We start from the raw sequence: 23,714 nt of genomic DNA, 5'->3' as shown, positions 1-23,714 counted from the left end.
TTGCGCAGTTTTAATGCACCAATCACCCATTTGGGTGATGCAATCGTTCGCAAACTGCCTTACCAAGATGGCGTGGTCGATGGGGCCACGTGCACAGTGATCAACTGGGGCCGCTTCATTGCGGCCCCTTTTTTTATCATGCGTTGTCCTCGTTTTTTGACGTGCCGGGTCCCTTTGGCGAACGGGACCAGGCAGCGGCCGGTCACAGAAGTCCGGACAATCCGTGCAGCAGCTTGGAAAGTTCCAGGTGCGATTGAGTCGCAGTTTTTTCGTAAATCCTGCGCAGATGCGTCTTGGCGGTGTTCCGGGTAATGCCGAGAAGGTCGAGTGTCGCCGTCAATGATCCGGTCGTTGTCAGGAAATAGGCCAGCTGCGCTTCCTTTTCGGACAGGTCGAAACAGGATTTGAGCAGGCCGTTCACGTCTTCCGACAAGGCAAGCTGATCGCGGACCTCAACGAGGATAAAGGCGTCGGATCGATCCTGAAGGGGCTTGGCTTCCGGCAGAATGCTTCGCACAAGAACACGTGCAAGGCGGTCGTCTGCGCGCGACAGGAGCAGCGACTGTTCCACAGGTGGAACGTCGGGAGATTCGAAATCTGCGAGCCTGGCGGCGTTTACCCGTCCGTTGATGTCCGAGCATACGAAATGCAAGGCGTTTTCCACATCCCTTCTCAAGGGAACAAGACGATCTTCTTCTGCCGCGAAAACGTCGCCCTCGGAGAGAAGTTTCTGACAGGCCGGCGTGGAGACTTTTATCAGGTAGTCCGTGTCGATCAGGAAGGACGATTGCGACCGGTTCTGAACCAGCGCACGCAAGGCCATATGCCGCATGTTTTCGAATTCGAAACGGTAGATCAGATCCAGGGTCAGTGAAATGGCCTTGGAAAGACGCTCGAACCTGGGAAGCATCTCGCGGCAGACTGCGCCATCGTCATTTTCGGAAATGAACAGGCAGCACAACAGGATAATGCGGCCACTGTTTCGGTTCAGCAGGGTGATGCAGCCCGGATAAATGCCGAACTCGTGGATCTTCGTTCCTGTCCCGTAGTAGGACTTTGTCTTCCCCCGGTCGAGATTTTCCCTGCTGTAGGGGAAAAAGGCGCGTGCTTCGCGGAGCAGGAATTCGAAGCTGTTTTCTCCTGCACGTATGGAAAGCGAAGACAGGAAATCGATGAGGTCGGCTGCGTCATCGTGGTTGCAGTAGCGGCCGGTATGCCGGCCGTCGGTCGTGAGCTCGAGAAGATAGATCCGCCAGCGGCAGGATTTCTCGATCTGGCCCAGGGTGTGATGCCACGAATCAGGATCGTTCGCGCACGCGTGCACGTTCTCCAAAAGCCGAAATTCTTCTGCCGTTGAGAGCCCTGCCATGTTTTAAAGAGTTACTGAAACTGTAACAATTGGCAATGCTTTTGATGAATTGTTGTTAAGACCAGAACAGGCCGGATCTCAAAAGGAATTTAACTGAAAAGTCTATTTGAAAATTGATTGGTCAATCGGCCAGGCGAATTTCGATCCTTCAATTTTCAGCGTTGGGTCCATGACCTAATCGGCAGCATCCAGCGGTTCGGTTCCGCTCGGCGATCCGTCTTGTGCCAGCTGTATCTTCTCCACCTTGGCTTCGGCGGCCTTGAGCAGGTCGTCGCAATGTTTGCGCAGCACCGCGCCGCGCTCATACATTTCGATGCTGCGCTCCAGGGGGACATTGCCCTGTTCGAGTTCGCGCACGATGGTTTCTAGCTGCTTCAGCGCCTCTTCGAAGGACAGGGCGGAAACATCGGTCTGTGTCTTGGCATCGGTCATGGCGCGCGAATCCGGATCTCTCTTGCATTTCGATCTGAGCCCAACCTTGCGCCCCGGAGGCGTCAGGTCAAGAACCGGCGTAGGATAAGAACGTGGATTAGAGCATCGTGCGCTAACTTTGAACCATTTGATATCTGAAAGCAGTTCACTCGGCCAGGCGCGTCGTGAAGCGCGATGCGGTGCATCGTGCGAACGGCGCAACGCGGCCGATGGGCTGCTTTCAGACACCCGAAGGGCCGGGCTCTTTTACCCGCTGACTGCGTTGGCTCGCGCTTGTGGTGGGAAACACCACGGCGCGCAATCCGCCTTGTCGGCAGACAAAAGCGCGCCGGTCAAATGCTTCAAAGTTATCGCACGATGCTCTAACCCGTCATCAGTGTCATGACATGCGCCGCTACAGACCGCGCGAGGCCTTCCAGGTCATAGCCGCCTTCAAGGAGGGAAACGACGCGGCCGTCGGCGGTCTTGTTGGCGACGTCCATCAGCGCGCGGGTCGCCCAGGCGAAATCGGTCTCCACCAGGTTCAAGGCGCCGAGCGGATCGCGGGCATGGGCATCGAAGCCGGCGGAGATCACGATCAGGTCCGGCGCGAAGGCCTCAAGACGCGGCAGGATTGCGGTTTCCATTGCCTCTTGAAAGACGGCCCCGTCATCGCCGGCGGCAAGCGGCACGTTGACGATGTTATCCGCCTCGCCGGTTTCGTTGGCTGCCCCCGAGCCCGGATAAAGCGGCATCTGATGGGTCGAGCAGTACATGACCGTCGGGTCGTTCCAGAAGATGTCCTGCGTGCCGTTGCCGTGGTGAACGTCGAAGTCGACGACCGCGACCCGGTCGAGACCATGAACGGCCTGGGCATAGCGGGCTGCAATGGCCGCATTGTTGAAGAAGCAGAAGCCCATCGCACGGGTGCGCTCCGCGTGGTGCCCGGGAGGCCGCGAGGCGGAAAAGGCGTTCGAAACCTTCTTTTCGACGACCTCGTCTACCGCAAGGCAGGCGCCGCCGACCCCGCGCAGGGCCGCTTCCCAGGTGCCCGGCGACATGGTCGTGTCCGTGTCCAGGCGGACGAGCCCTTCCTCGGGAGACATGTTGTGCAGCGCGTCCACATAGGACATCGGATGCGCCCGGGCGATGTCTTCCATGGTTCCGAGAGGCGCCTGCTCCCGGGCGAGCGGTTGAAAACGCTCGTTCTCCAGGATCCGGTCGATGGCGCGGGTCCGGTCCGGACGTTCGGGGTGTCCGGGCGGCGTCAGATGGTCGAGATAACTATGGTGGTGGAGCAACAATGTCGACACGGGCGTTCCTCAAAAGCCGCGGCTATATCTACCGCTTTTTCGATCCGGCAATGAGATCGCTCCGGCAGCCAAGTGTCAATGGACCTTGACGAAAAGGATCGCCGGTTGAGGAAACGTGGCAATTCAGGAACGGAAATTCGACAAAGAAGCGGGGCCGGCATGGTGGGTGATCCGGCCCCGAAAGGTGCGAGCATCAAAATGCCCGAGGGGAGGTCCGCTGCATCTCTATTTCCATATTGATCTCTAGATGATTCTCTTGTCGAAAGGCGAGTAGTTTACCGTAATGGGGTCATGTAAAAGTGTGAATAACCTATCGATATACTGTCAAATTTACTCTTGGTTCAATTCGCGGCATGCCGTCTTGTCGAAAGATACATATCGTATACATCGAAAAAATATTTTGTTTTACAGGGACTTCGGACGCCTCATCCCGGTCGGAACACATGTTGCGGAACAGGAGAATTATATTTTACGGCCGCGGGGCCGCGGCGCGTCTCAATCTGTCGTTTATGGCTTCGCCAAGTCCGGTTTCCGGGATGTCCTGAACGCAGATAACCTCTGCCCCGACGGTGTCGAGCGCGCGCAGGGCCGCAAACAGGCGGGCAGCGGCTTCAGACAGATCCCCGGTTTCGCTCAGGTTGACTTCGCCAACTGCGCGGTCCGCTCCGGGGAGGCGCTGGGCTCCAAAAGACAGAAGAGCCTCTCCGGGCCGGACGTCGCGCGCATGCAAACGGACCCCGGCCTTCGGCGCATAATGGGAACTGAGCATGCCAGGCGCTGCCGGTGTCGGCGCGTCGGCGGGCCGTTCCAGCGGGCGGCCGATGACCCGTTCGATGTCTTCCCGGGGGATGCCTCCCGGACGCAGCCGCCGCGGCGTTTCGTCGACGCAGGACACGATCGTGGATTCGATGCCGACACGGCAGGGGCCGGCGTCGACCAGATAGCTCAGGGCCTCCGACAGGTCGGCGGCGACATCGTCGGCGGAAGTCGTGCTGACCCGGCCGGAAATGTTGGCGCTGGGCGCGGCCAGCGGAACGCCGGTTTTCTCCGACAGGAACCGCATCACCGGACCGGCGGGAACCCGGAGCGCCACTGTATCGAGACCGGCCGTGGCCAGGTCGCAGATGGCGGAAGACGGTTTCTTGGGAACCACCAGCGTGAGCGGTCCCGGCCAGAAGGTTTCGGCAAGTTTCATGGCATCCGTATTGAAGTCGCCATGCTCAAGCGCAACTTCGGCGGAAGGAACATGGGAAATCAGCGGATTGAACTGGGGGCGGCCCTTGGCGGCAAAGATCTTCGCGCAGGCGAGCGGATTGGTCGCGTCCGCTGCCAGGCCGTAGACCGTTTCGGTCGGCACGGCGACAAGTCCGCCGTCGAGAAGGGCCTTGCAGACCGCGTTCGCCTGCGGATCGTTGCGCCAGGCCTCAGCGCTCAGGTCAACGGTCCATCGCTGCATGCCATTCTTCCCTGTCGCTCCGCGTGCCGGATAACGAATTTGTTGATATTGACGTTTACGTAAACGCCGTTACTGTCCGGACAACCTTGCCGGCCAGATTGCCTTTTGCGGACGAACGCAGTGTCCGTCAAGGCGATTGACCAGGCAGGACAGGTATAAAACAGGTCTGGGAGAACCGGAATGTATCGCGCGCCGATTGATGAGATTGCCTTTACCCTGAAAGACGTTTGCGGTCTTTCCGATTTGCAGGCAACGGAGGCCTTCAGCGAATTGGGCGATGATCTGGTCGCCGCGATCCTTTCCGAAGCCGGCCGGTTTGCGGCCGAGGAAATCGCTCCGCTCAATTCGGTTGCCGACAAGCACGGGACGCCGCTGTCGGATGGCGCGGTAACCACGCCTCCGGGCTGGCGGGATTGTTATCACCGCTGGATCGAAGGCGGCTGGAACGGCCTGACGGCCAATCCGGAAGCAGGCGGGCAGGGCCTTCCGGTCATGCTTTCGGCGGCCGCCCTTGAAATGTGGAACTCCGGCTCGATGGCCTTCGCCATCGGCCCGACGCTGACCATCGGCGCGGTCGAGGCTCTCGAGAAACATGCATCCGAAGAACTGAAGGCGACCTATCTGGAAAAGCTCGTTTCGGGCGAGTGGATGGGGACCATGAACCTCACCGAACCCCAGGCCGGGTCGGACCTGAATGCCCTGAGAGCAAGGGCCGAACGGGCGGACGACGGCACTTATAGGATTTTCGGCCAGAAGATTTTCATCACTTATGGCGAACATGATCTGACCGACAACATCGTGCACCTGGTGCTGGCCCGCCTGCCGGACGCTCCGGCAGGAACCCGCGGCATTTCCCTGTTCGTTGTGCCCAAGTTCCTCGTCAACGCGGATGGCAGCCTTGGCGCGCGAAACGATGTGCGCTGCACCGGCGTCGAGCACAAGCTGGGGATCCACGGATCGCCGACCTGCACCATGACCTATGGCGATGAAGGCGGGGCCATCGGCTGGCTCGTCGGTGAGGAAAACCGCGGGCTGGCCTGCATGTTCACCATGATGAACAACGCCCGCCTCGCCGTCGGTATCCAGGGGCTCGGCGTTGCCGAGCGCGCCTATCAGGGCGCCTTGGCCTATGCGCTGGATCGCAAGCAGGGGCGTACCGCGGGACAGACGGCGGAAGGCATGACCGCCATTGCCGATCATCCCGACATCAAGCGGTCGCTTCTTGCCATGAAGACCCGGACACAGGTCGCGCGTGCGATCTGCTACGCCTGCGCCCACGCCATCGACATGGCGAAGGTCGCCGGGACCGAAGAAGAAAGGCTCCACTGGAGCGAGCGGGCCGGTCTGCTGACCCCGATCGCAAAGGCGCTTTCGACCGACTTCGGCGTCGAGGTGGCATCGCTCGGCGTCCAGATCCATGGCGGCATGGGCTATATCGAGGAAACCGGCGCGGCCCAGCATCTGCGGGATGCGCGTATTGCCCCGATCTACGAAGGCACCAACGGCATCCAGTCGATCGACCTGGTCCTGCGCAAGCTGCCTCTGTCCGGCGGCGAACACGTCAAAGGCTTCATCGCGGAATTGAGCGAGATCGCCGACGAGGCGGCTGCCTCCAACCGTCCTGAACTGGGCCGGGTCGGGGAGCGCCTGAACGCTGCGATCGAGGATCTGAAGGCGGCAACCGGGTTCATGGCAGAGGCGCAGGCCGAGGGCCGGGTCAACGATGCGCTCGCCGGGGCAACGCCCTATCTACGGCTGGCAGGCCTGACCCTGGGCGGTGCATTGCTCGCGAAAGGCGCTCTGCGCTCGGGCACGGACAATCCGTCCGCCTCCCGGCAGCGGGCGCTGATGGCGCGTACCTTCTGCGAAACCAGCCTGTGCGAGACGGCGGCGCTCAGAGCCGACATTCTTACGTCCGCCGAAGGCATCCTCTCTTTCGACGCCCATGAACTGGCGTCCTGAGAAGGAGGGAAAACGGATGATCAGCCGATCCCTTGCCGACGGCGTGCAGATCCTGCGGATCGACCGGCCGGAAAAGAAGAACGCGCTTACAGGCGCCATGTACGCCGCCCTTGCCGAGGCGCTGGAGGAAGGCAACACGGATGATGCGATCCGGTGTCATCTTATCTGCGGTCATCCGGGCGCCTTTACCGCCGGCAACGACATCGCGGATTTCCTGAAATACGGATTGAGCGGCGATAGCGGAGACCGGCCGGCCGGCCGCTTTCTGAAGGCTCTCGTGATGAACGACAAGCCGCTGATCGCCGCCGTCGACGGTCTGGCTGTCGGCGTCGGAACGACGCTGCTCATGCATTGCGACATGATCTTTGCGTCGCAGAATGCCGTGTTCAAGGCACCGTTCGTTGATCTGGGGCTGGTACCGGAGGCCGGGTCCACCCTGATCGGACCGAAACTGATGGGCAATCAGTGGGCCTTCGAACTCCTGTGTCTCGGCGAGACCTTCAGTGCGGAGCGGGCCGAGCGCGCAGGTCTCGTCAACCATGTCATCGAGGACGATGTGGAAGCGGCCGCCCTGGACTGCGCCCGAAAGCTCGCCGCCAAACCGCCGGCGGCACTTGCGGCGGCGCGGCGCCTGCTGAAAGGCGATCGGGACGCTCTGCTGGCCTGCATCGAGATGGAAACCGGGATTTTCACCGAACGACTGACTGCACCGGAAACCATCGCCACCTTCGAGGCGTTCATGGGAAAAAAGACATAAGCAAAAAGACGCCTGTAATCTTTCAGGGATCGAAGACGCCCCCCAAAGCCGCATTCCAAATTGGTCGGATTTGTTGTCTGACGAGGGAGAATTACCGGCCTTTTGGATCCAAGTAATTGACCGGAAAGGGGCCGACTACTGACTGTCAGGTCCCGTCCGAAAAGACATTTGAAGCGGACGTTCACGGAGGGCAAGTTCGCGATGGCTTTCGGCCTTTGCTGACGTTGGATCCACTTTCCGTCAACTGCAGCTTTGCGCGCCCTTCTTGGTCCGATCCACAATGCTGCTGTTCACTGCAAATTGATCGAATGCCTTGAAAGTACTGAAAACCCAAATCACGGGAATGTATAGGGCTCTATGTTGTGGGTTGACCCACGAGACTGCCCCACCACTTAAGAAGACTGTGGCGTACAATGTATGCAAATAAATGCAGATACATTGGGGTGTCTTCTGACTTCCAAGTGCCTCCCAATGCCGATGTAGCTAGACCAATCGGTTTCTCTTCCGGTGCAGTTATTTTAGGGCTGATGCGAGGCGGTGGATTACACATTGGGTATGGAAATTGTATTCCGCCATGCAGCGCGTTAGATCGGTATTCATAGATTTTTATCATCGACTTTTTGAAGTTCTTATCTTCGAAATCGAATAGGCCATGTTCGGGTCTCTTAACCGGTGCAGGCGGTTTGAAATATATCATGAAGTTCTTAAATTTACTTATTGATCCAATTACTCCTGAAAGCTGAGCAGCTACTTTATTGGTCAGATCTCCTTCATATCCATCAAGCAGTTTAACAAGCTTCGGATAACTCGTTTCTAGCCGTTTAAGCGGCGAATTTATTTTTTTATCCCAATTGTTTGCAGCAATTTCGACTGAGGACACAAACATTAACCAGGCAATTTCCGGTGAGGCGTCCGAAAGCCATAACGCTTTTTGGAACTGCCTCGCGCTCTTTACAACCGCAATAGCATCTGCCTGTTTTAAATTTGGGAAGGTCTCCAGGAAAATGAGTTCAGCTAGTTTGGCGTCTCTGTGAAGCCAGGGAATTTGTGGACCAGTATTGTTTATCGGTAGAACGGGATAATCTGACGCAAGATGGGCGGATGGTCTGCCACGCGGATCGGCACCTACTTCAAACGTTCTCTCTAATGGTCCCGCCTCTAGACGAATTCCGAGTACCAATGATGCCAATGCAGCGATTTCGTCGACGAGTGCGCCACCATGGTAGTGTTCGTCGGCCGTTTTCGTCATGTCGGGAAGTTGCTGCTCGATAGAGGTTTGTACTCTGAGCGTGATGCTCGGTTTGAGGGCGTATTTCCCCTGACTTCCCGGATTTGGCACATTGTTCAGAAACGTATATGGGCCTAGCTTTTCCTGTCCAATAATCCAAGCATCGGTGAACAAATTGACCTCGTAAGCTTGCGTAGCTTCGGAGGTCTCTTCGTGTACCCGCCAATTTGCCCAGCTTGGTGGGTGCTCGCTTTTTATCATCGCCTCGCTGCCCCTTAGTTTCCCAATATGATGCAAACTGTTTCGGGCCGCAGTTCCAAAAGCAACATTTCATTGGTCAACCGAGGATCACCGCGGGTCCATACCCTCGAATGTCGGCTTCGTTGATTTGGCATTCGTAAGCCACCATTCCGCCTACGGCCATACCGGCCATTCGTGCAAAGTCAGGAGATGACCAGTTCAGCCCTTTATGACCGTTCATTTGCAGCCACTGATGCCGAGTTTTCTTGTTTGGCTAAATCGCGGATTGCACTCGGAACAACCTTTCCACGAGCTCGCAGGCGCGCGTTATCAGAGTTGCTCCCACCAAGGGACCGCTGCCTGTGACAAGCTTTCCATAGTCAAATGCTGGTTTAGGCTTCTTTTCTAACTTTTTATTCCTTAAAACGCCAACGAGTTCCCAACCATGGAAGTTTTCAGTGTCCCAATCGCAGACAGCTTCAAATATATCTGCGTATTCGTAATCTCTTAGCAGGCGCTCAAAATCAGAATAACCGACCAGTGCCACCGGGATGCGATCACTGGCTGGTATGTCCAACTCATTCGCTTTTTCGTGGGCTGACTTAAACAATTTACTGACGAAGGCATTTCCCAATATTGTCCAAGGGTCATATTGCAGCACAACGCCTGCCATGTTCATAGGTGATACACTATAGAACTCATGGTATGTCCGCCAGATCTGAACGATGCCTTTTATAACATCGTCAAATGCATCAGCACAGTCCTCGAACGGGTCCGGTGACGTCAACACCCTTTGCGGAAGTCGCCGAATTTTACATTCAATAATGAGACCTGTCGAAGTTGAGTTGTCTTCAACAAGAATATCCGCGCTCATACCGTATGTAGTTTTACGTTCAGGTTCAACTGATCTGGTCGCGCCGGCATAATGTCGAATTATTTTCAAGCAGAGATATTCAAACGCTTCCCCAGACCGCCGTCTCGCATTGGAGTCGGATACGATATCATAGTAAAGCCCGTCGGTAATACGAAGCATGAGATTGGATCGAGAAGGAACGCAATAGGCTGGCCCATTGGTATCAGATACTTCAAAGATGGGCCGTTCCTTTGTGACACTACGAAGGAAGTCGCGCGGGACATCAGGATTGCCAGTACTCCTTGCCCATTCATAATGTCCTTTGAGCGTATCACCGATGATCTGTCGCACTTGGTGTAATTGCGTATTCGTAACGCCAAGCGCTGCAAGATAACCAGATCGTATCGCTGGGTGTTCTGTACTTCCAGCATAGATCCCGAAGCCAACTTTCAGGAAAATCTCCAAATCGATCCCGTACTTTGCAGAAAAGGCAGCTTTACCTTCATGTGTTGCGTACACATGCCACGCGCGTCCAATGCGAAACATATTTGACGTGCCAAGCTGCCAATCATATTGAGGCCAGAACAAGCGCGGCATCGCTGCCAAGACATCGCTCGGCGAGTAATCCATGACGCTCTCCGCGTTGGCCAACGCTGTATATACGTTGACCAGTTTGGCTACACCATTCCACGATTTTAGGTTTAGGCGTTTCGCATTTTTCTCCGCAGGCCCAAGAGAAAGTTTTTCGCGAAGAATGGCGTCGATCGACCAAGGCGGCACGAAATATTTGCCACCAATTTGATGATCTCCCGAGCTACCTGGTATCTCAAGACGACGACGCGCCGCTTCCTCGCGACCGTCTCGCATCGCTTCAATTGCCCAGCTCAAAACCACAATATCTTCAGCTGAGACAGGCCGCAGAAGATCGTGGAGTCTTCGCTCCCAGTACGATCGCTTCTCGTTTGAGAATCTTCCCAAGCCTCTGCCCTTGTTTAGTTATATTGCCCAGCCACCATTCATCTGGTGATGTGCGGCGTCGATCTCTGTTCCCAGGCGCTACATCAAGCTGTCGTGAACGTCACCTTACCTTTTGATGAAGTCAACATTCGCTCATGCAACGAACGACCGCTCCCCGCCCACTATAGACCTTCGCGCGTCACGCAACGAATGGCAGCTTTACAGATCGGGAGGAAATCCTACCAACGGCGGAAACGAAGGCGCGAAGCTGACGATCGACGTTTATGTCATCGCGGGGCCCGGGACGTCGCAGCTTTTTGCATGTTTCAGAATTCTGGAGCATGCCCGAACCCCGAAGGTCGTGAGGGACCGCGGGGTGCGGCTCAATTTTTTGCTATGCCCCTGCATTCAGGAAAAGGCCGTCGGTTAGATTGCCGACGGCCTTTTCTGTTCGCTTGTTCAAACCTTATTCGAATTCCGGTCCCCGCGCCCGGTAGGGGGTGACTTCCTTCCAGGCCTTCATCAGGGTTTCCAGTTCGTCATCCGCATTCGGCGGCAGGGCGATCTGCAGGCGGACCAGAAGGTCCCCGTGGCCGCCGCCCTTGGTCGGCAGGCCCTTGCCCTTCAGGCGCATGATCTTGCCGCCTGAGGAGTTCGGCGGGATGCTGAGATTGACCGCGCCGGTCAGGGTCGGCGTGCGCACCTTCGCGCCGAGAACCGCCTCATAAAGGGTCAGAGGCAGATCCAGGATCAGATCGCTGCCGCGCACTTCGAACAGCTTGTGCCGCTTCAGGTGAACCTGGACGAGGGCATCGCCCGGCTGGCCGCCGCCTTCGCCCGGATAACCCTGGCCGCGCAGGCGGATCGTATCGCCTTCGCTGCTGCCTGCAGGAATGGTGACATTGACCGTCTTGCCGTTCGGCAGGGTCACCTGGGTCTTGCCGGTCGTGACCAGTTCCTCAAGCGAGACGTTTGCAATCAATTCGGCATTCTTGCCCTTCTGAGGGGCCGGGCCGCGCGGGCCGGCGGACGCATTGCCTGCGCGGGCCTTGCGGCCGGCGCCGAACCCGCCCAGAATGTCGTTCAGAATATCGTCGAAGCCACCGCCACCGGTCGGGCCGCCGCCCTGAAAGCCGCCGCCCTGCCCACGGAAACCGCGGGCGCCGGCGGCACCTCCGAAATCCTGAAAATCGCTGAAGCCGTCGAAACCGTGGGACTGGAACCGCGGCTTGCCATCCGCGTCGATCTCGCCGCGGTCGAATTTCTGGCGTTTTTCCTTGTCGCCGACGATCTCGTAAGCCTGGTTGACTTCGGCAAAGCGCTGCTGTGCCGACGGATCGTCCTTGTTCTGGTCCGGATGATATTTTTTGGCCAGTTTCCGGAAGGCCTTTTTGATATCGCTCTCGCTGGCGCCTTTCGCCACGCCGAGAACGCTGTAGGGATCACGCATCTGTTGTCACCTAACCCCATGGGGTACTTGTTGAGAGCCAGCGCTCCTTCCCGAAACGCTGCCGCATCTTCCAGCGGCGGTTCACCTGGGCGGTCGCTGAACAGTGTTGCCCTGTATATCGGAAGTGTTTGGGAAAAATTCCAGATCCGATTCCCGGGAGCAGTAAGATTAGCCGCTGTTTTACCGGGAATACCAGCGCAATCAAGTTTTGGCGACGCGCAGCACGGTGATGGCCATGGTTTTGGAAATGTCGCGGCAGGCGGTTCCCTCGTAAAGCCTGACACCGGTAATCGTATTGGCCGTCGTCTTGAACGAGAGGCAGCCCGTGTCCTTGAACTTGGACACGTCGAGGGCGGAGATCGTGCCGGAATTGCCGCTGTCCGGATTGGTCCAGGCAAGGTCCTCAGCCGTGTTGTTGTCGTCCACGGCCATGTGAATGGTCTGCGCGATCAGCTTCCGGTCATCGGTGCCTACGTCGGCGTAGGCGTCGTCGTCCAGGGAGGGGATGGATCCGGTGAGCACGAGCGGCGTTTCGATATCCGAGCTGCCGATCGGCATGCTGACCGGGCTGCACGCTCCGAGCAATCCGGAAATCGCGGCTGCTGCCAGCCATGCGCTCTGGATCTTTATACCTCTGGCGGTATATGACTTGAACTCAAACACGCCCCCAAGACCTCGCTTGTCCGGCTACTCAATACACATTTGGACGAGCCATCGATTTTTTTTGACAGGTATCCGATGACCACCTCTGACCCTTCGACAAAAGAGTTAACAAATGGTGACTTTACGGAGGTCAAGAAACCGTTTGAGCTTTTCGGTGAATGGCTTAACGACGCAACGGAAGCTGAAATCAACGATCCGAATGCCGTGGCTCTGGCGACGGTGGACGCGGATGGATTGCCGAATGTGCGGATGGTTTTGTTGAAGGGCTTCGACGAACGGGGCTTCGTTTTTTACACGAATTTCGAAAGCGCGAAGGGGACCGAACTGCTGTCCGCGGGCAAGGCCGCCATGTGCTTTCACTGGAAATCCCTGCGCCGCCAGATCCGGATTCGCGGACCGGTCAGTCCTGTCTCCGATCAGGAAGCGGACGAGTATTACCGCTCCAGGGCGCGCGGCAGCCGCATAGGTGCCTGGGCCTCCAAGCAGTCGCGCCCGCTGGAAAGCCGCTTCGCGCTGGAAAAGGAAGTCGCCCGCTACACCGCCAAATTCGCCCTCGGAGAGATCCCGCGCCCCGAGTATTGGTCCGGAATGCGGCTGGTGCCCACCTCGATCGAATTTTGGCATGACCGCCCGTTCCGTCTCCATGACCGCGTTCAGTTCAAACGCTCCGGCCCGGAAGACGAGTGGACCACGAGCCGGCTTTATCCGTGAGGCGGCTGTCCCGTCACAACAGTTTCTTCATCCGGAAGAACAGGAAAGTCACGGCGACGGATCCGAACATCAGGGCGAGCGAGAAGAAAAAGCCGAAATCCCACTTCAGTTCCGGCATGTTGATGAAATTCATGCCGTAGATCGAGGCGATCAGGGTCGGCGGCAGGAAGATGACGCCGAGAACGGAAAAGATCTTGATGATCTGGTTCTGTTCAAGGGTTACGAGGCCGATGGTCGCGTCGAGCAGGAAGGACAGCTTGTTGTCCAGCGCGTCGCCATGCTCCTTGATGGAGTGAATGTCCCGTCCGGCCAGGCGGCACTGCTCGATCTGCTCTTCGTTTAAGGACACCTTCTGGGCATGGCTGGCCAGAAACAGCATCATTCGGGAAAAGCTGGCGCATACGTCATGCATCTTGGCGATCTGCAATCCGATGCGGCCCTGTTCCTTGATGGCTGACTGGTAGCTCTTGGTTTTTCGGGAAGTGAGGCCTTCCTCGAACACCTGAAGCGAAAGTGTATCGTAGAGCGAAGAGGCTTCTTCCATGACGTCGGCACACCGGTCGACGATGATATCGAGCATGGTGAAGAGGACAGCCGACCCGGTATGGGCGATCGTTGTGTCCGTTTGCACCTTGCGGGCGCAAATGGCGACCGACTTCGGTTCGCCGTAGCGCACGGTGACCAGTCGCTTTGAACTCAGAACAAAGGTGACGGACGACAGCTCCGGGTCGAGCGCCTTGGCGGCCATGGGCAGAATCGCGGTCATGACGATCGCGCCCGGCTCGTCGTAAAGACGCGCGGAGGTCTCGATCGACGTGATTTCCTCCCGGGTCGGGATCGCCGCGCCCATCAGCTTTTCGGCGGTTTTCTGCTCTTCCAGGGTCGGACGCACCAGATCGATCCACACGGATGTCGTGGGCAGCTGATCGCCTGGGGCCAGTTCTATCCGGGTCAGGCCGGACGTGGACGGGCAATAGGCGATGATCATCGAAGCGCTCCCGGAATCGCGAAAGAACCAGCCGAAAGCGATTCGCTACGGCCTGTTCAACCATACCGGAAGATGAGAACGTCGGGCGACAACTTTAAACCATGTGACCGGCGCAAAACACCTGTTTCCCGCGAACCGCACTGCGGTCGGGCAACAGGAGCCGGCAACAAATCAAACCCGTGACTGGAGCACTGGCCGCGAACGTCCCGCCAGGACTATTTCTTGCCGGTCTTGTCCGGCCGGGGCTGGCTCTTGCACATCGTGGCCGCGTTGACCGCGGCAATACCCACCGGCTTGTACTGGTTTTCCAGATTGGGCTTTGCAGAAGCAGAGGTTTGAGAGGCTGGGCGTGTTGCTGTTCTAGACATTGTTTGCGTCCAAATCGATGCGTTTCGGTCAGCGTGCACTTCGATTGGGACCTTCTTAGGGCAATTTGAGCTTGCAGGCCCTTCGGCGCAACGCCTGGTTAACGACGATTCATGATGCGCTTTTGAGAGAAAGGGTGCCAGTCAAAAGACATGACAGTTTGTTACGCGGCTTAACAATTTGTTCAGGGATACTCTGCGGTTTAAGGGTTTATACTACATTGAGTGAAGCCTTCTCAGCGGAAGAAGCCGGTTCTATATTCCGAAGGCGCGTCATATGACATATGTCGTTTCCTCGTGTTTCTGCTTTCTGTTTCCTGAAATGTGGTGCTAACCCTTAGCTTTGCGAAGGCCATAAACGAATCTGCGGTGTGATGAAGCGGTATCCGGTCTACAGTTCGACAAGTGCGCGCGTCAGCCAGCGGCTCGGTGCCGTGGCTGTGCCTGTCAGCATCCTTGCGGTGCTCGCGCAACGCGTTGCGTTGATCGGCCCTCGCGAAATGGTGTTCTCCGTCCTTGCGGGGGCGGGGCTTGGCATCGTTGCGATCCTGTTCGCTCTGGTGGCGTTCACCCGCCTTTGGGTTCGGGGCGGTACGGGCGCGGCGAAAGCTGTTCTGGGCACACTGTACGGTCTGGTCGCCCTGGTGCCATTGGGACTGTTTGCAGGGCAAGCCGTCCTGTCTCCGGGGATGGGGGATGTTTCCACGAACTGGAGTGACCCGCCGCAATTCAAGACCGTAACCAGTGAAGCTGGCGAAGATCCGGGCGATGTCCTGAAAGCGCTGTTCCAGCCTTCGGAAACCGGCCTGCAACGGGATCTTTTCCCCGATATCGTTCCGCGCCGATATCGGATTGCCCCGGCGCAGCTGCATGCGGCGGCACTGGAAGTCGCCAGGCGCAACGGCTGGGTGATCACCTATGAATTGCCGCCTGACCTCCTCGACGCTCCCACCGGATTGCAGGTGGAAGCCAGAACGCCGCTGCTCGGGCTGGTCGAAGACATGGTCGTACGGATCAGACCGGATCCGGTGGGTGTGTTGTTGGATGTCCGGTCCGTGTCCCGATTCGGTCTCGAAGGCCTGACCGGGAATGCGGACCGCATCCGTGCCCTGTTCGCTGGAATCGATGATGTCCTGCTTGAAACCTACGGCGACCTTGCCCGGGTTTCGGTCATAGAGGAAGACCTTGCCACTCCCGATCAGGCTGCCTCGGAGTCCGGCGCGGAAAGGCCGGTTGAAGTCGACACGGGGAGGGCGGATGCGGAGCGTATTCCGATCCCTGCCTTCAAGCCCTATTTCGGGGAGGAAGGCAATCCTGCGCCCGATGAGGAAAACACCGCCGCCGGCCTCTCCGGCTAGGCTCAGGGTCCGTACCCTAGGATGCCCGGCGGTAAGACGCTGTCAGCGTGACGTTCGGATCGGCCGAAACCAGGCCGCGCTCTGCCAGATCTTCCAGATGGGCGAAGACGGAAAGAGCCGCCGCCGGCCGCAGCCCGGGAGGCAGATCGTCGTAGATCTGCAGGACGAGATCCGGGATGGAGACAGGCGTATCATCAAGCCGGTCCAGGATGGAACGCTCCCGACCCAGGCGGTGGGCCTTCAGTTCCTCGACATATCCGTGTGCTTCGCGGACCACGCCACCGTGGCCCGGTAGATAGACGGTCTCCTGCCTTTGAAGAAGGCGCTCGAGGGACGTCATGTAGTCCCGCATGTTGCCGTCCGGCGGGGCCACGATGGACGTCGACCATGCCATCACATGATCGGCGGAAAACAGGATCTGCGTTCCCGAAATGGCGAAGCACAGATGGTTGGCCGTATGTCCGGGGGTCTCGATGGCTTCGAAGACGATGTCGCCAAGCGAAAACGTGTCGCCGGCTTTCAGCTCCTCATCCGGAACGTGGTCGCTGTCGGCGCTTGCATCCATCGTGTTGACTTCGCCGCTTGCAAGGCTGCGGGCCGCTCTGTGCGGTCCGCAGCCGATGATCGGCGCTCCCGTCCTGGCCTGCAACAGCCGGGCTCCGGGCGAATGGTCCATATGCGTGTGACTGACCAGGATGGCCTTGATGGCGTCGGCGCCGGCAGCGTTCACGATGTCGTCGATATGCGCTTCGTTCGCCGGTCCGGGATCCAGAACCGCTATCTTGCGCTGGCCGATCAGGTAGGTGTTGGTCCCGTGGAAGGTGAAGGGGCTGGGGTTCTCGCACGTGAGGCGCCGGATGCCGTCCGACACCTCCACGGCTGTTCCATAGGAAGGATCGAATGTGCGTTCGTGCTTCAACCGAGGTCCCTTTTTCCCGTGACAACAGGCACTCGTTGCCTGATCGCATCTTGCCCCATAGCATGGATCTTATATCGTGCACCACGATGCCATTCGAGGTGTCATCTTTATGATGCCTGAACCGGCTACAGCCTCGCCGGCAGCAGACGGCCGTCTGCGGGCAGTTTTCTCTGGTACCACTTTTATGCGCGCAAATGGAATTTGAGGGGCCGATGATGTCGAACGAAGAACCGTGCCGGTTCGAATGTGTCCTTCCGCTGGTTCGCGGGAAAGCGTTTGAGCTGGTCGTCGATCATCCTTCGGCCTGGTGGATATCGCCGTTTCCCGGCAGCGGCGGCGCGATCCGCGAATGCGGCATCGAACCGCGCCCCGGCGGAACGTGCTACGAAATCGGTGAGGACGGCCGCAGACGGGTCTGGGGAACGATCCTGTCCATCGAAGAGCCTCTTTATGTCCGTCTTGCCTGGCAGGTTTCCGCGAAAGGGGAACCGATTGCGGATCCGGCAACGGCAAGCCGCGTCATGATCAGCTTTCGCGACGCGGGTGAGACGACCCGCCTGGAGCTGGTGCACAGCGAATTCCTTCGTCATGGCGAGGACGCGGACGATTATCTGCACGCCATGGCCGCCGATGGCGGCTGGGAAAAGCGGCTTGAGCGAATGACCGAAGTCGCTGCCAGCAAGGAATTTCGCTGACAAAGTATTTTCTGCTGCGAAACTTGTACTAGAGCATCGGTCGATAACTTTGAATCATTTGACCGGTGCGCTTTTGTCTGCTGACAAGGCGGGTTGCGCGCCGTGGTGTTTCCCACCACAAGCGCGAGCCAACGCAGTCAGCGGGCAAAAGAGCCCGGCCCTTCGGGTGGCAGAAAGCAGCCCATCGGCTGCGTTGCGCCGCTTGCTCGATGCACCGCATCGCGCTTCGCGACGCGCCTTGCCGAATGAACTGCTTTCAGACATCAAATGGTTCAAAGTTATCGACCGATGCTCTAATGTCGCCTGATTGACATATCCTGCGTGCTATCAGCTTTGCCCACCGTCACGGGCCGTGACGACAGCGCCGTCTTGGGAATCTGCTAAGTTCGGTGAACTGATCCGCCAAAAGGTATCTGCAACAGCCAGCGTTTGAGGATGGCCGACAAATTCACTTCGCCAGACGATCTGGCCATTGACCTGGAAGGGGCTGCTCCGCTGTCGCGGTTCCGCGACGCGCGTTGGCTTGTGCTCGTTGGCGTCGTGCTGGGGGCCGTCGCGTCCGCGGTTTACGGCGTTCCCGTGCTCGCCTCCCTGTCGGGTGTCGTCACCCTGGCGGCGGTGGCGGCGTTCGTGCCGCGCCGCTCACGGTCGATGAAGCTGCAGGCCGGCCAGCGTCGCCAGCTTCGGCGCATGTGGCCTGGAACCGGCATGAAGGTCACAGTCGATGCCTTGCCGGTGCCCTGTTTCGTTGCCGACGGCCGCGGCATTACCCGTTATGTCAATGCCGCCGCGATCGACTATTACGGCCAGGTCAAGCCCGGCGACCCCCTGTCCTTCTCCCTGCGGGCGCCGTCTCTGCTGGAAGCGTTCGACCGCGTTTCGACGACCGGCGAGCCGGAACGGATCCACTGGCAGGAGAAGGTGCCTACGGAAGCCTTCTTCGAGGCCCATGTGGCGCCCGTCTACATGCCCGGTTCCGCTGTCGCAGACCATCTGCCGGCCAAGCCGGATTTCATTCTGGTGGTCATCAACGACCAGACGGAACAAAAGCGCCTTGAACGGATGCGCACCGACTTCGTTGCGAATGCAAGCCATGAGCTGCGCACGCCGCTGGCATCCCTGACCGGGTTCGTCGAAACCTTGCAGGGGCCGGCCAAGGACGACCCCGAGGCGCGGGACAGGTTCCTCAAGATCATGCTGGAACAGGCCGGTCGCATGCGCCGCCTGATCGACGACATCCTGTCCCTGTCCCGAATCGAACTGAAGGCGCACGTCCGGCCGAGCGCTTCGGTCGATCTGATCGAGATCGCGCGCCATACGGCAGATGCGCTCGCACCGCTTGCGCGTGATCTGGGAATGACGATTCGCACCGAGGTCGATGTTGACGACGCCATCGTCAAGGGCGACCGGGACGAACTGATCCAGGTGGCGGAAAACCTTGTCGAGAATGCCTTGAAGTACGGTGGCGACGGGGAGTTCGTGGATATCCGGATTTCCATGAAGAAGAACGGGGACCCGGCGGAACACGTCTGTCTTTCCGTTCAGGACTACGGGGCAGGCATTGCGTCGGAACATGTCCCGCGTCTGACGGAGCGATTCTACCGGGTCGATGTGGGCTCCAGCCGGGGCCATGAAGGGGACGGGTCTCGGACTTGCGATCGTGAAGCACATCCTGGCGCGCCACCGGGCCCGGCTCGAAATCGAGAGCGCTCAGGGTAAGGGGTCGGTTTTCACCGTCCATTTCATGCCATCCGGAGCGGTCTGAAGCCGCCACGGTCCGCACCTGTTCTCCTGCGCAGGTCCGGGCGACCGGTATTGCACTGATGACGCTCAGGCAGTTTCGATGAGGCGGACGCGGGAGGGGATACAAGCATCGCCTGTATTGTCGGAATTGCTCAATCTGAAGAGTAAGGATTTTGTCGCGTAAGTCGCGGCTCATTTTTTGTGTTTCTGTTACGTTTTAAAAATAATCTATATATTTCAAAGGGATAAACAGTCACAAAACTGATATACAACCGTCATAGAAGTCTCACGAGCGAGGCCTAGGGTCGCGCTCGTCGCTGGGGCTTCACGGTCTTTGCGATTATCCAACAAACCTTGACATTCAAAAGGAGTGGTCAAGTGAAATTCAAGACCCTCGTTAGCGTGGCAGCACTGACTGTTGCCGGAACCGTTGTCGCTGGTGCCGCTCAGGCTCGCGACCAGATCCAGATCGCTGGTTCGTCCACCGTTCTGCCGTACGCGTCCATCGTTGCTGAAGCATTCGGCGAAAACTTCGAATTCCCGACCCCGGTTGTTGAATCGGGCGGTTCGGGCGCTGGCCGTAAGAAGCTGTGCGAAGGCGTTGGTGAAAACACCATCGACATCGCCAACTCCTCTTCGCGCATCAAGCAGTCGGACATCGACCTGTGCGCTCAGAACGGCGTGACCGAAATCCAGGAAGTTCGCATCGGTTATGACGGCATCGTCTTCGCCAGCGACATCAACGGTGCAAGCTTCGCCTTCACCCCGGCTGACTGGCACAAGGCCCTGGCTGCCAAGGTTCTCGTGGACGGCAAGCTGGTCGACAACCCCTACAAGACCTGGGATCAGGTCCGCGCCGATCTGCCGAAGCAGGAAATCCTGGCCTTCGTCCCGGGTACCAAGCACGGTACTCGCGAAGTCTTCGACGAGAAGGTTATTGCCGACGGTTGTGAAGAAGACGGCACCCTTCGAAGCCATCATGGCTGAAAACGGTGGCGACAAGAAAGCTGCCAAGAAGTCCTGCATGAACCTGCGTACCGACGGCGTGTCCATCGACATCGACGGCGACTACACCGAAACGCTGGCTCGCGTTGACGCCAACAAGAACGGTATCGGCGTTGTTCGGTCTGTCCTTCTACCAGAACAACACCGACAAGCTGCAGGTCGCGACCATGTCCGGCGTGACCCCGTCCACCGAGTCGATCGCTTCCGGCGAATATCCGGTTTCCCGTCCGCTGTTCTTCTACGTGAAGAACGCTCACCTGGACGTGATCCCGGGCATGCAGGAATATGTCGAGTTCTTCGTTTCTGACGAAATGGCTGGCCCGGATGGCCCGCTGGCCGCTTACGGCCTCGTTTCCGACCCGGAACTGGCTAAGACCCAGGAAATGGTCAAGAACCGCACTCCGATGGGTCCGCTGAAGTAATCTCCAAAATCGACCGGTGGCGCACGCATTGCGCGCCACCGGTTTCCATTTTTTGATTATGGCGGAAAACAATGAGCGTGGGCATCCTTATCCTGATTGTGCTGGGCCTTGCTGTGCTTGGCTACTTCGTAGGCAGGCATCGTGCCCTGTCCTCAGGCGGCGAATGAAGGCCGCAAACTGCACTCCCTCCCAAGTTACTACGGACAGTTCCTGGCGCTGTTCACGCGCCGTTCCGGCCCTGCTTCTTCTGGCCGCCTGGCTGTTCGTGCAGCCGATGCTGATCGAAGGCGGGCGTGAGCAAAATGATCCCCGATAGCGTCATCCCGGAAGGGGGCGCACGCAGCCTGGTCATGTCCGACGTTCGCCGGATCGCAGAAGGCCTGGATGCGCTGATGGAAAAAGGCGGGCTCGGCGAAGATGACCTGGCCCGGATGCGCGCCGACTTCACCAACGTCCCGCAGCCGCCTCGCCGATGTCGGGGTCGCTCTTGGGATCCAACGTTCCCGTCGAAGTGTTCGACGCCGCCAAAACCTATCGCTCCCAGCAGAAGACCGGCTCCCTGCTGATGACGGTTGCCGTCCTGGGCCTGGCGCTTGCCGTCGGAGGATGGGCCTTTACGCGCATCCGGCCCGAACTGCGAGCCCAGAAACAACAGCGAGACCTTTGTTAAGGCGCTTCTGATCGGCTCGTCGATGGTCGCGATCCTGACGACCATCGGTATCGTCGCCTCGCTGCTGTTCGAGACCTTCAACTTTTTCAAGATGTATCCGGCGAAGGACTTCTTCTTCTCCACCGTATGGAACCCGCAATTCCGCGGCGGATCGGATCCTCGGCATCCTGCCTCTGTTGTGGGGCACGTTCTATGTGTCGTTCGTGGCATTGCTGGTGGCCGTTCCGATCGGTCTGATGATCGCGGTCTATCTTTCGGAATATGCCGGAAGAGCCGTGCGCAACCTGGCGAAGCCCGCCATCGAGGTGCTGGCCGGTATCCCGACCATCGTTTACGGTCTGTTCGCCCTGATCACCGTCGGGCCGTTCCTGCGCGACTGGCTCGCACAGCCCCTGGGGCTTGGAACCTCGTCGTCATCGGTTCTGACCGCCGGTCTGGTGATGGGCATCATGCTGATCCCCTTCGTGAGTTCGCTCTCCGATGACATCATCAACGCGGTGCCGCAGGCCATGCGCGACGGGTCCTACGGACTGGGGGCGACCCAGTCGGAAACCATCCGGCAGGTCATTCTGCCCGCGGCTCTTCCGGGTGTCGTCGGCGCGATCCTGTTGGCTGCAAGCCGCGCCATCGGGGAAACGATGATCGTTGTTCTCGGGGCCGGGGCGGCGGCGAGGCTGGGCCTCAATCCGTTCGAGGCCATGACGACCGTTACCGTCAAGATCGTCAGCCAGCTGACCGGCGATACGGAGTTCGCCAGCCCTGAAACGCTGGTGGCCTTTGCCTTGGGTCTGACCTTGTTTGTCTTCACACTGGGGCTGAATGTGCTGGCCCTTTATATCGTGCGCAAGTACCGGGAGCAGTACGAATGAGCGACGCAACCGCAATGGCCGACGTTGCCGCAACCTCAGGTCCGCGCAAGGGATCGCTTCTGGTCCTCGACAAGCGCACCAAGCAGCGCAACGCGGCAGAAGCCCGCTTCCGCCTGATCGGGCAGATCGCAGTGGGGATCGGCGTGCTGGCGCTCGTAGGCCTCCTGACGTCGATCCTGATGAACGGTCTGTCGTCTTTTCGCCAGACATACATTTCGGTCGACGTCTATCTTGACCCGGCAAAGCTGGACAAGAATGGCGGTCGCAATCTCGACGACATCGCCAAGGTCACGACCTTCGGTTATGCGCCTCTGATCAAGAAGGCACTTGCCGACAAGATGGCGCAGGAAGGGATTGTCATCGACGGGCTGAGCGAAAAGGACGCGGCGGGACTGATCTCCAAGGAAGCGCCTGCCGATCTGCGCCGCTATGTGCTCGCCCATCCGACGAGCATCGGAAAAACCGTTCCGTTCAACCTTCTCGCATCAGGGCGTATCGACGGCTACTACAAGGGCCGCGTGACCATGGAGAGCGCGGAGCTTGACCGGAACGTCTCTCCCCAGCAGCTCATGCTGGCGGACAAGCTGAAGGCGGACGGTGTGCTCACGATCGGGTTCAACTGGCAGTTCTTCACCGCACCCGACGCGTCCGATACCCGGCCTGAGGCCGCGGGCCTGGGCGTGGCGATCCTGGGGTCGGCCTACATGATGCTGATCGTGCTGGCCCTGTCCTTGCCGCTGGGTGTTGCCGCGTCGATCTATCTGGAAGAGTTCGCGCCTCAAAACACCCTGACCGACATCATCGAGGTGAACATTGCCAACCTCGCTGCGGTGCCGTCGATCGTCTTCGGTATCCTTGGCCTTGCCGTGTTCATCAACTTTGCCGGGCTGCCACAGTCGGCGCCGATCGTCGGCGGTCTGGTTCTGACGCTGATGACCCTGCCGACCATCATCATCGCCACCCGCGCCGCGCTGAAGGCGGTGCCGCCATCGATCCGCGATGCGGCTCTGGGTGTGGGGGCCTCGAAGATGCAGTCCGTGTTCCACCACGTTCTGCCGCTGGCCATGCCCGGTATTCTGACGGGAACGATCATCGGTCTCGCCCAGGCGCTGGGGGAAACCGCTCCGCTCCTGCTGATCGGCATGGTGGCCTTCGTTCGCGAATATCCCGGAGCGCCGCCGGAAGGGTTCTTCGATCCTGCCTCAGCTCTTCCCGTCCAGGTCTATAACTGGACCCAGCGTGGAGACCCGGCCTTCGTCGAGCGCGCATCTGGAGCGATCATCGTTCTGCTGGTGTTCCTGATACTCATG

Annotated in this window: 20 protein-coding genes and 2 pseudogenes; 11 read left to right on the top strand and 11 right to left on the bottom strand. The window is 58.8% G+C overall.

The window, feature by feature from the left end:
- Window positions 1-202: 202 nt before the first annotated feature.
- The 4 genes from ABIN98_RS12555 to ABIN98_RS12540 form a co-directional block, all read right to left on the bottom strand.
- Window positions 203-1,324, bottom strand: coding sequence for a helix-turn-helix transcriptional regulator (locus ABIN98_RS12555; protein WP_346910407.1), 1,122 nt, complete (start codon window positions 1,322-1,324; stop codon window positions 203-205).
- Between the two features lie 219 nt (window positions 1,325-1,543).
- Complete coding sequence (locus ABIN98_RS12550) at window positions 1,544-1,801, bottom strand: exodeoxyribonuclease VII small subunit (RefSeq protein ID WP_190292420.1); 258 nt, start codon at window positions 1,799-1,801, stop codon at window positions 1,544-1,546.
- 362 nt (window positions 1,802-2,163) lie between these two features.
- A complete protein-coding gene (locus ABIN98_RS12545) occupies window positions 2,164-3,093 on the bottom strand; it encodes a histone deacetylase family protein (RefSeq protein WP_346910405.1) in 930 nt (309 codons plus the stop codon).
- Window positions 3,094-3,562: 469 nt separating this feature from the next.
- Window positions 3,563-4,549 carry an L-threonylcarbamoyladenylate synthase gene (locus ABIN98_RS12540; protein ID WP_346910403.1) on the bottom strand — a complete coding sequence of 329 codons (987 nt, stop codon included), beginning with the start codon at window positions 4,547-4,549 and terminating at the stop codon, window positions 3,563-3,565.
- A gap of 180 nt (window positions 4,550-4,729) precedes the next feature.
- On the opposite strand from ABIN98_RS12540, the gene ABIN98_RS12535 reads away from it, so the two are divergent.
- The gene (locus ABIN98_RS12535; RefSeq protein ID WP_346910401.1) at window positions 4,730-6,511 is read left to right on the top strand and encodes an acyl-CoA dehydrogenase; all 1,782 of its coding nucleotides are present in this window, start codon (window positions 4,730-4,732) and stop codon (window positions 6,509-6,511) included.
- Between the two features lie 16 nt (window positions 6,512-6,527).
- Window positions 6,528-7,268, top strand: coding sequence for a crotonase/enoyl-CoA hydratase family protein (locus ABIN98_RS12530; RefSeq protein ID WP_346910400.1), 741 nt, complete (start codon window positions 6,528-6,530; stop codon window positions 7,266-7,268).
- A 355-nt stretch (window positions 7,269-7,623) separates the two neighbouring features.
- On the opposite strand, the gene ABIN98_RS12525 is transcribed toward ABIN98_RS12530, so the two are convergent.
- The 4 genes from ABIN98_RS12525 to ABIN98_RS12510 form a co-directional block, all read right to left on the bottom strand.
- A complete protein-coding gene (locus ABIN98_RS12525) occupies window positions 7,624-8,670 on the bottom strand; it encodes a hypothetical protein (protein ID WP_346910398.1) in 1,047 nt (348 codons plus the stop codon).
- 340 nt (window positions 8,671-9,010) lie between these two features.
- Entirely contained in the window at window positions 9,011-10,477 is a 1,467-nt protein-coding gene (locus ABIN98_RS12520) for a hypothetical protein (protein WP_346910396.1), read from the bottom strand.
- 535 nt (window positions 10,478-11,012) lie between these two features.
- Window positions 11,013-11,996 carry a J domain-containing protein gene (locus tag ABIN98_RS12515; protein WP_346910394.1) on the bottom strand — a complete coding sequence of 328 codons (984 nt, stop codon included), beginning with the start codon at window positions 11,994-11,996 and terminating at the stop codon, window positions 11,013-11,015.
- Between the two features lie 201 nt (window positions 11,997-12,197).
- Entirely contained in the window at window positions 12,198-12,554 is a 357-nt protein-coding gene (locus ABIN98_RS12510; protein ID WP_346910393.1) for an RT0821/Lpp0805 family surface protein, read from the bottom strand.
- 180 nt (window positions 12,555-12,734) lie between these two features.
- On the opposite strand from ABIN98_RS12510, the gene pdxH reads away from it, so the two are divergent.
- The gene (gene pdxH, locus ABIN98_RS12505) at window positions 12,735-13,370 is read left to right on the top strand and encodes a pyridoxamine 5'-phosphate oxidase (RefSeq protein ID WP_346910391.1); all 636 of its coding nucleotides are present in this window, start codon (window positions 12,735-12,737) and stop codon (window positions 13,368-13,370) included.
- A 13-nt stretch (window positions 13,371-13,383) separates the two neighbouring features.
- Here the strand turns inward: pdxH and ABIN98_RS12500 are convergent, their stop codons facing one another.
- Window positions 13,384-14,358 carry a magnesium transporter CorA family protein gene (locus ABIN98_RS12500; protein ID WP_346910390.1) on the bottom strand — a complete coding sequence of 325 codons (975 nt, stop codon included), beginning with the start codon at window positions 14,356-14,358 and terminating at the stop codon, window positions 13,384-13,386.
- Window positions 14,359-14,573: 215 nt separating this feature from the next.
- Window positions 14,574-14,726: a hypothetical protein gene (locus ABIN98_RS12495; RefSeq protein WP_346910388.1), complete on the bottom strand. Its 153-nt coding sequence runs from the start codon at window positions 14,724-14,726 to the stop codon at window positions 14,574-14,576.
- 371 nt (window positions 14,727-15,097) lie between these two features.
- Between ABIN98_RS12495 and ABIN98_RS12490 the strand changes: the two genes are divergently transcribed.
- A complete protein-coding gene (locus tag ABIN98_RS12490; protein ID WP_346910387.1) occupies window positions 15,098-16,081 on the top strand; it encodes a DUF1499 domain-containing protein in 984 nt (327 codons plus the stop codon).
- A 16-nt stretch (window positions 16,082-16,097) separates the two neighbouring features.
- Here the strand turns inward: ABIN98_RS12490 and ABIN98_RS12485 are convergent, their stop codons facing one another.
- Window positions 16,098-17,000, bottom strand: coding sequence for an MBL fold metallo-hydrolase (locus ABIN98_RS12485; RefSeq protein ID WP_346910385.1), 903 nt, complete (start codon window positions 16,998-17,000; stop codon window positions 16,098-16,100).
- A gap of 212 nt (window positions 17,001-17,212) precedes the next feature.
- Between ABIN98_RS12485 and ABIN98_RS12480 the strand changes: the two genes are divergently transcribed.
- From ABIN98_RS12480 to pstA, 7 genes and pseudogenes are all read left to right on the top strand, one after another.
- Window positions 17,213-17,695, top strand: a complete 483-nt coding sequence (locus tag ABIN98_RS12480) for an SRPBCC family protein (RefSeq protein WP_346910383.1) — start codon at window positions 17,213-17,215, stop codon at window positions 17,693-17,695.
- A gap of 435 nt (window positions 17,696-18,130) precedes the next feature.
- Window positions 18,131-19,273: pseudogene (locus ABIN98_RS12475) on the top strand (histidine kinase dimerization/phospho-acceptor domain-containing protein); the annotation flags it as partial.
- Window positions 19,274-19,304: 31 nt separating this feature from the next.
- Entirely contained in the window at window positions 19,305-19,460 is a 156-nt protein-coding gene (locus ABIN98_RS12470; RefSeq protein ID WP_346910381.1) for an ATP-binding protein, read from the top strand.
- A gap of 356 nt (window positions 19,461-19,816) precedes the next feature.
- Window positions 19,817-20,865: pseudogene (locus tag ABIN98_RS12465) on the top strand (substrate-binding domain-containing protein).
- 302 nt (window positions 20,866-21,167) lie between these two features.
- Window positions 21,168-21,431, top strand: a complete 264-nt coding sequence (locus ABIN98_RS12460; RefSeq protein WP_346910484.1) for a phosphate ABC transporter permease family protein — start codon at window positions 21,168-21,170, stop codon at window positions 21,429-21,431.
- A gap of 298 nt (window positions 21,432-21,729) precedes the next feature.
- Entirely contained in the window at window positions 21,730-22,404 is a 675-nt protein-coding gene (gene pstC, locus ABIN98_RS12455) for a phosphate ABC transporter permease subunit PstC (protein ID WP_394701491.1), read from the top strand.
- On the top strand, window positions 22,401-23,714 hold a 1,314-nt coding region (gene pstA, locus ABIN98_RS12450), incomplete at its 3' end, for a phosphate ABC transporter permease PstA (RefSeq protein WP_346910380.1). The genes pstC and pstA, both read left to right, overlap by 4 nt.

The sequence above is a fragment of the uncultured Roseibium sp. genome, from assembly GCF_963675095.2.
Lineage (GTDB): Bacteria > Pseudomonadota > Alphaproteobacteria > Rhizobiales > Stappiaceae > Roseibium.
The sequence above is the reverse complement of the archived record's forward strand: the minus strand, read 5'-3'. Positions and strand labels throughout refer to the sequence as shown.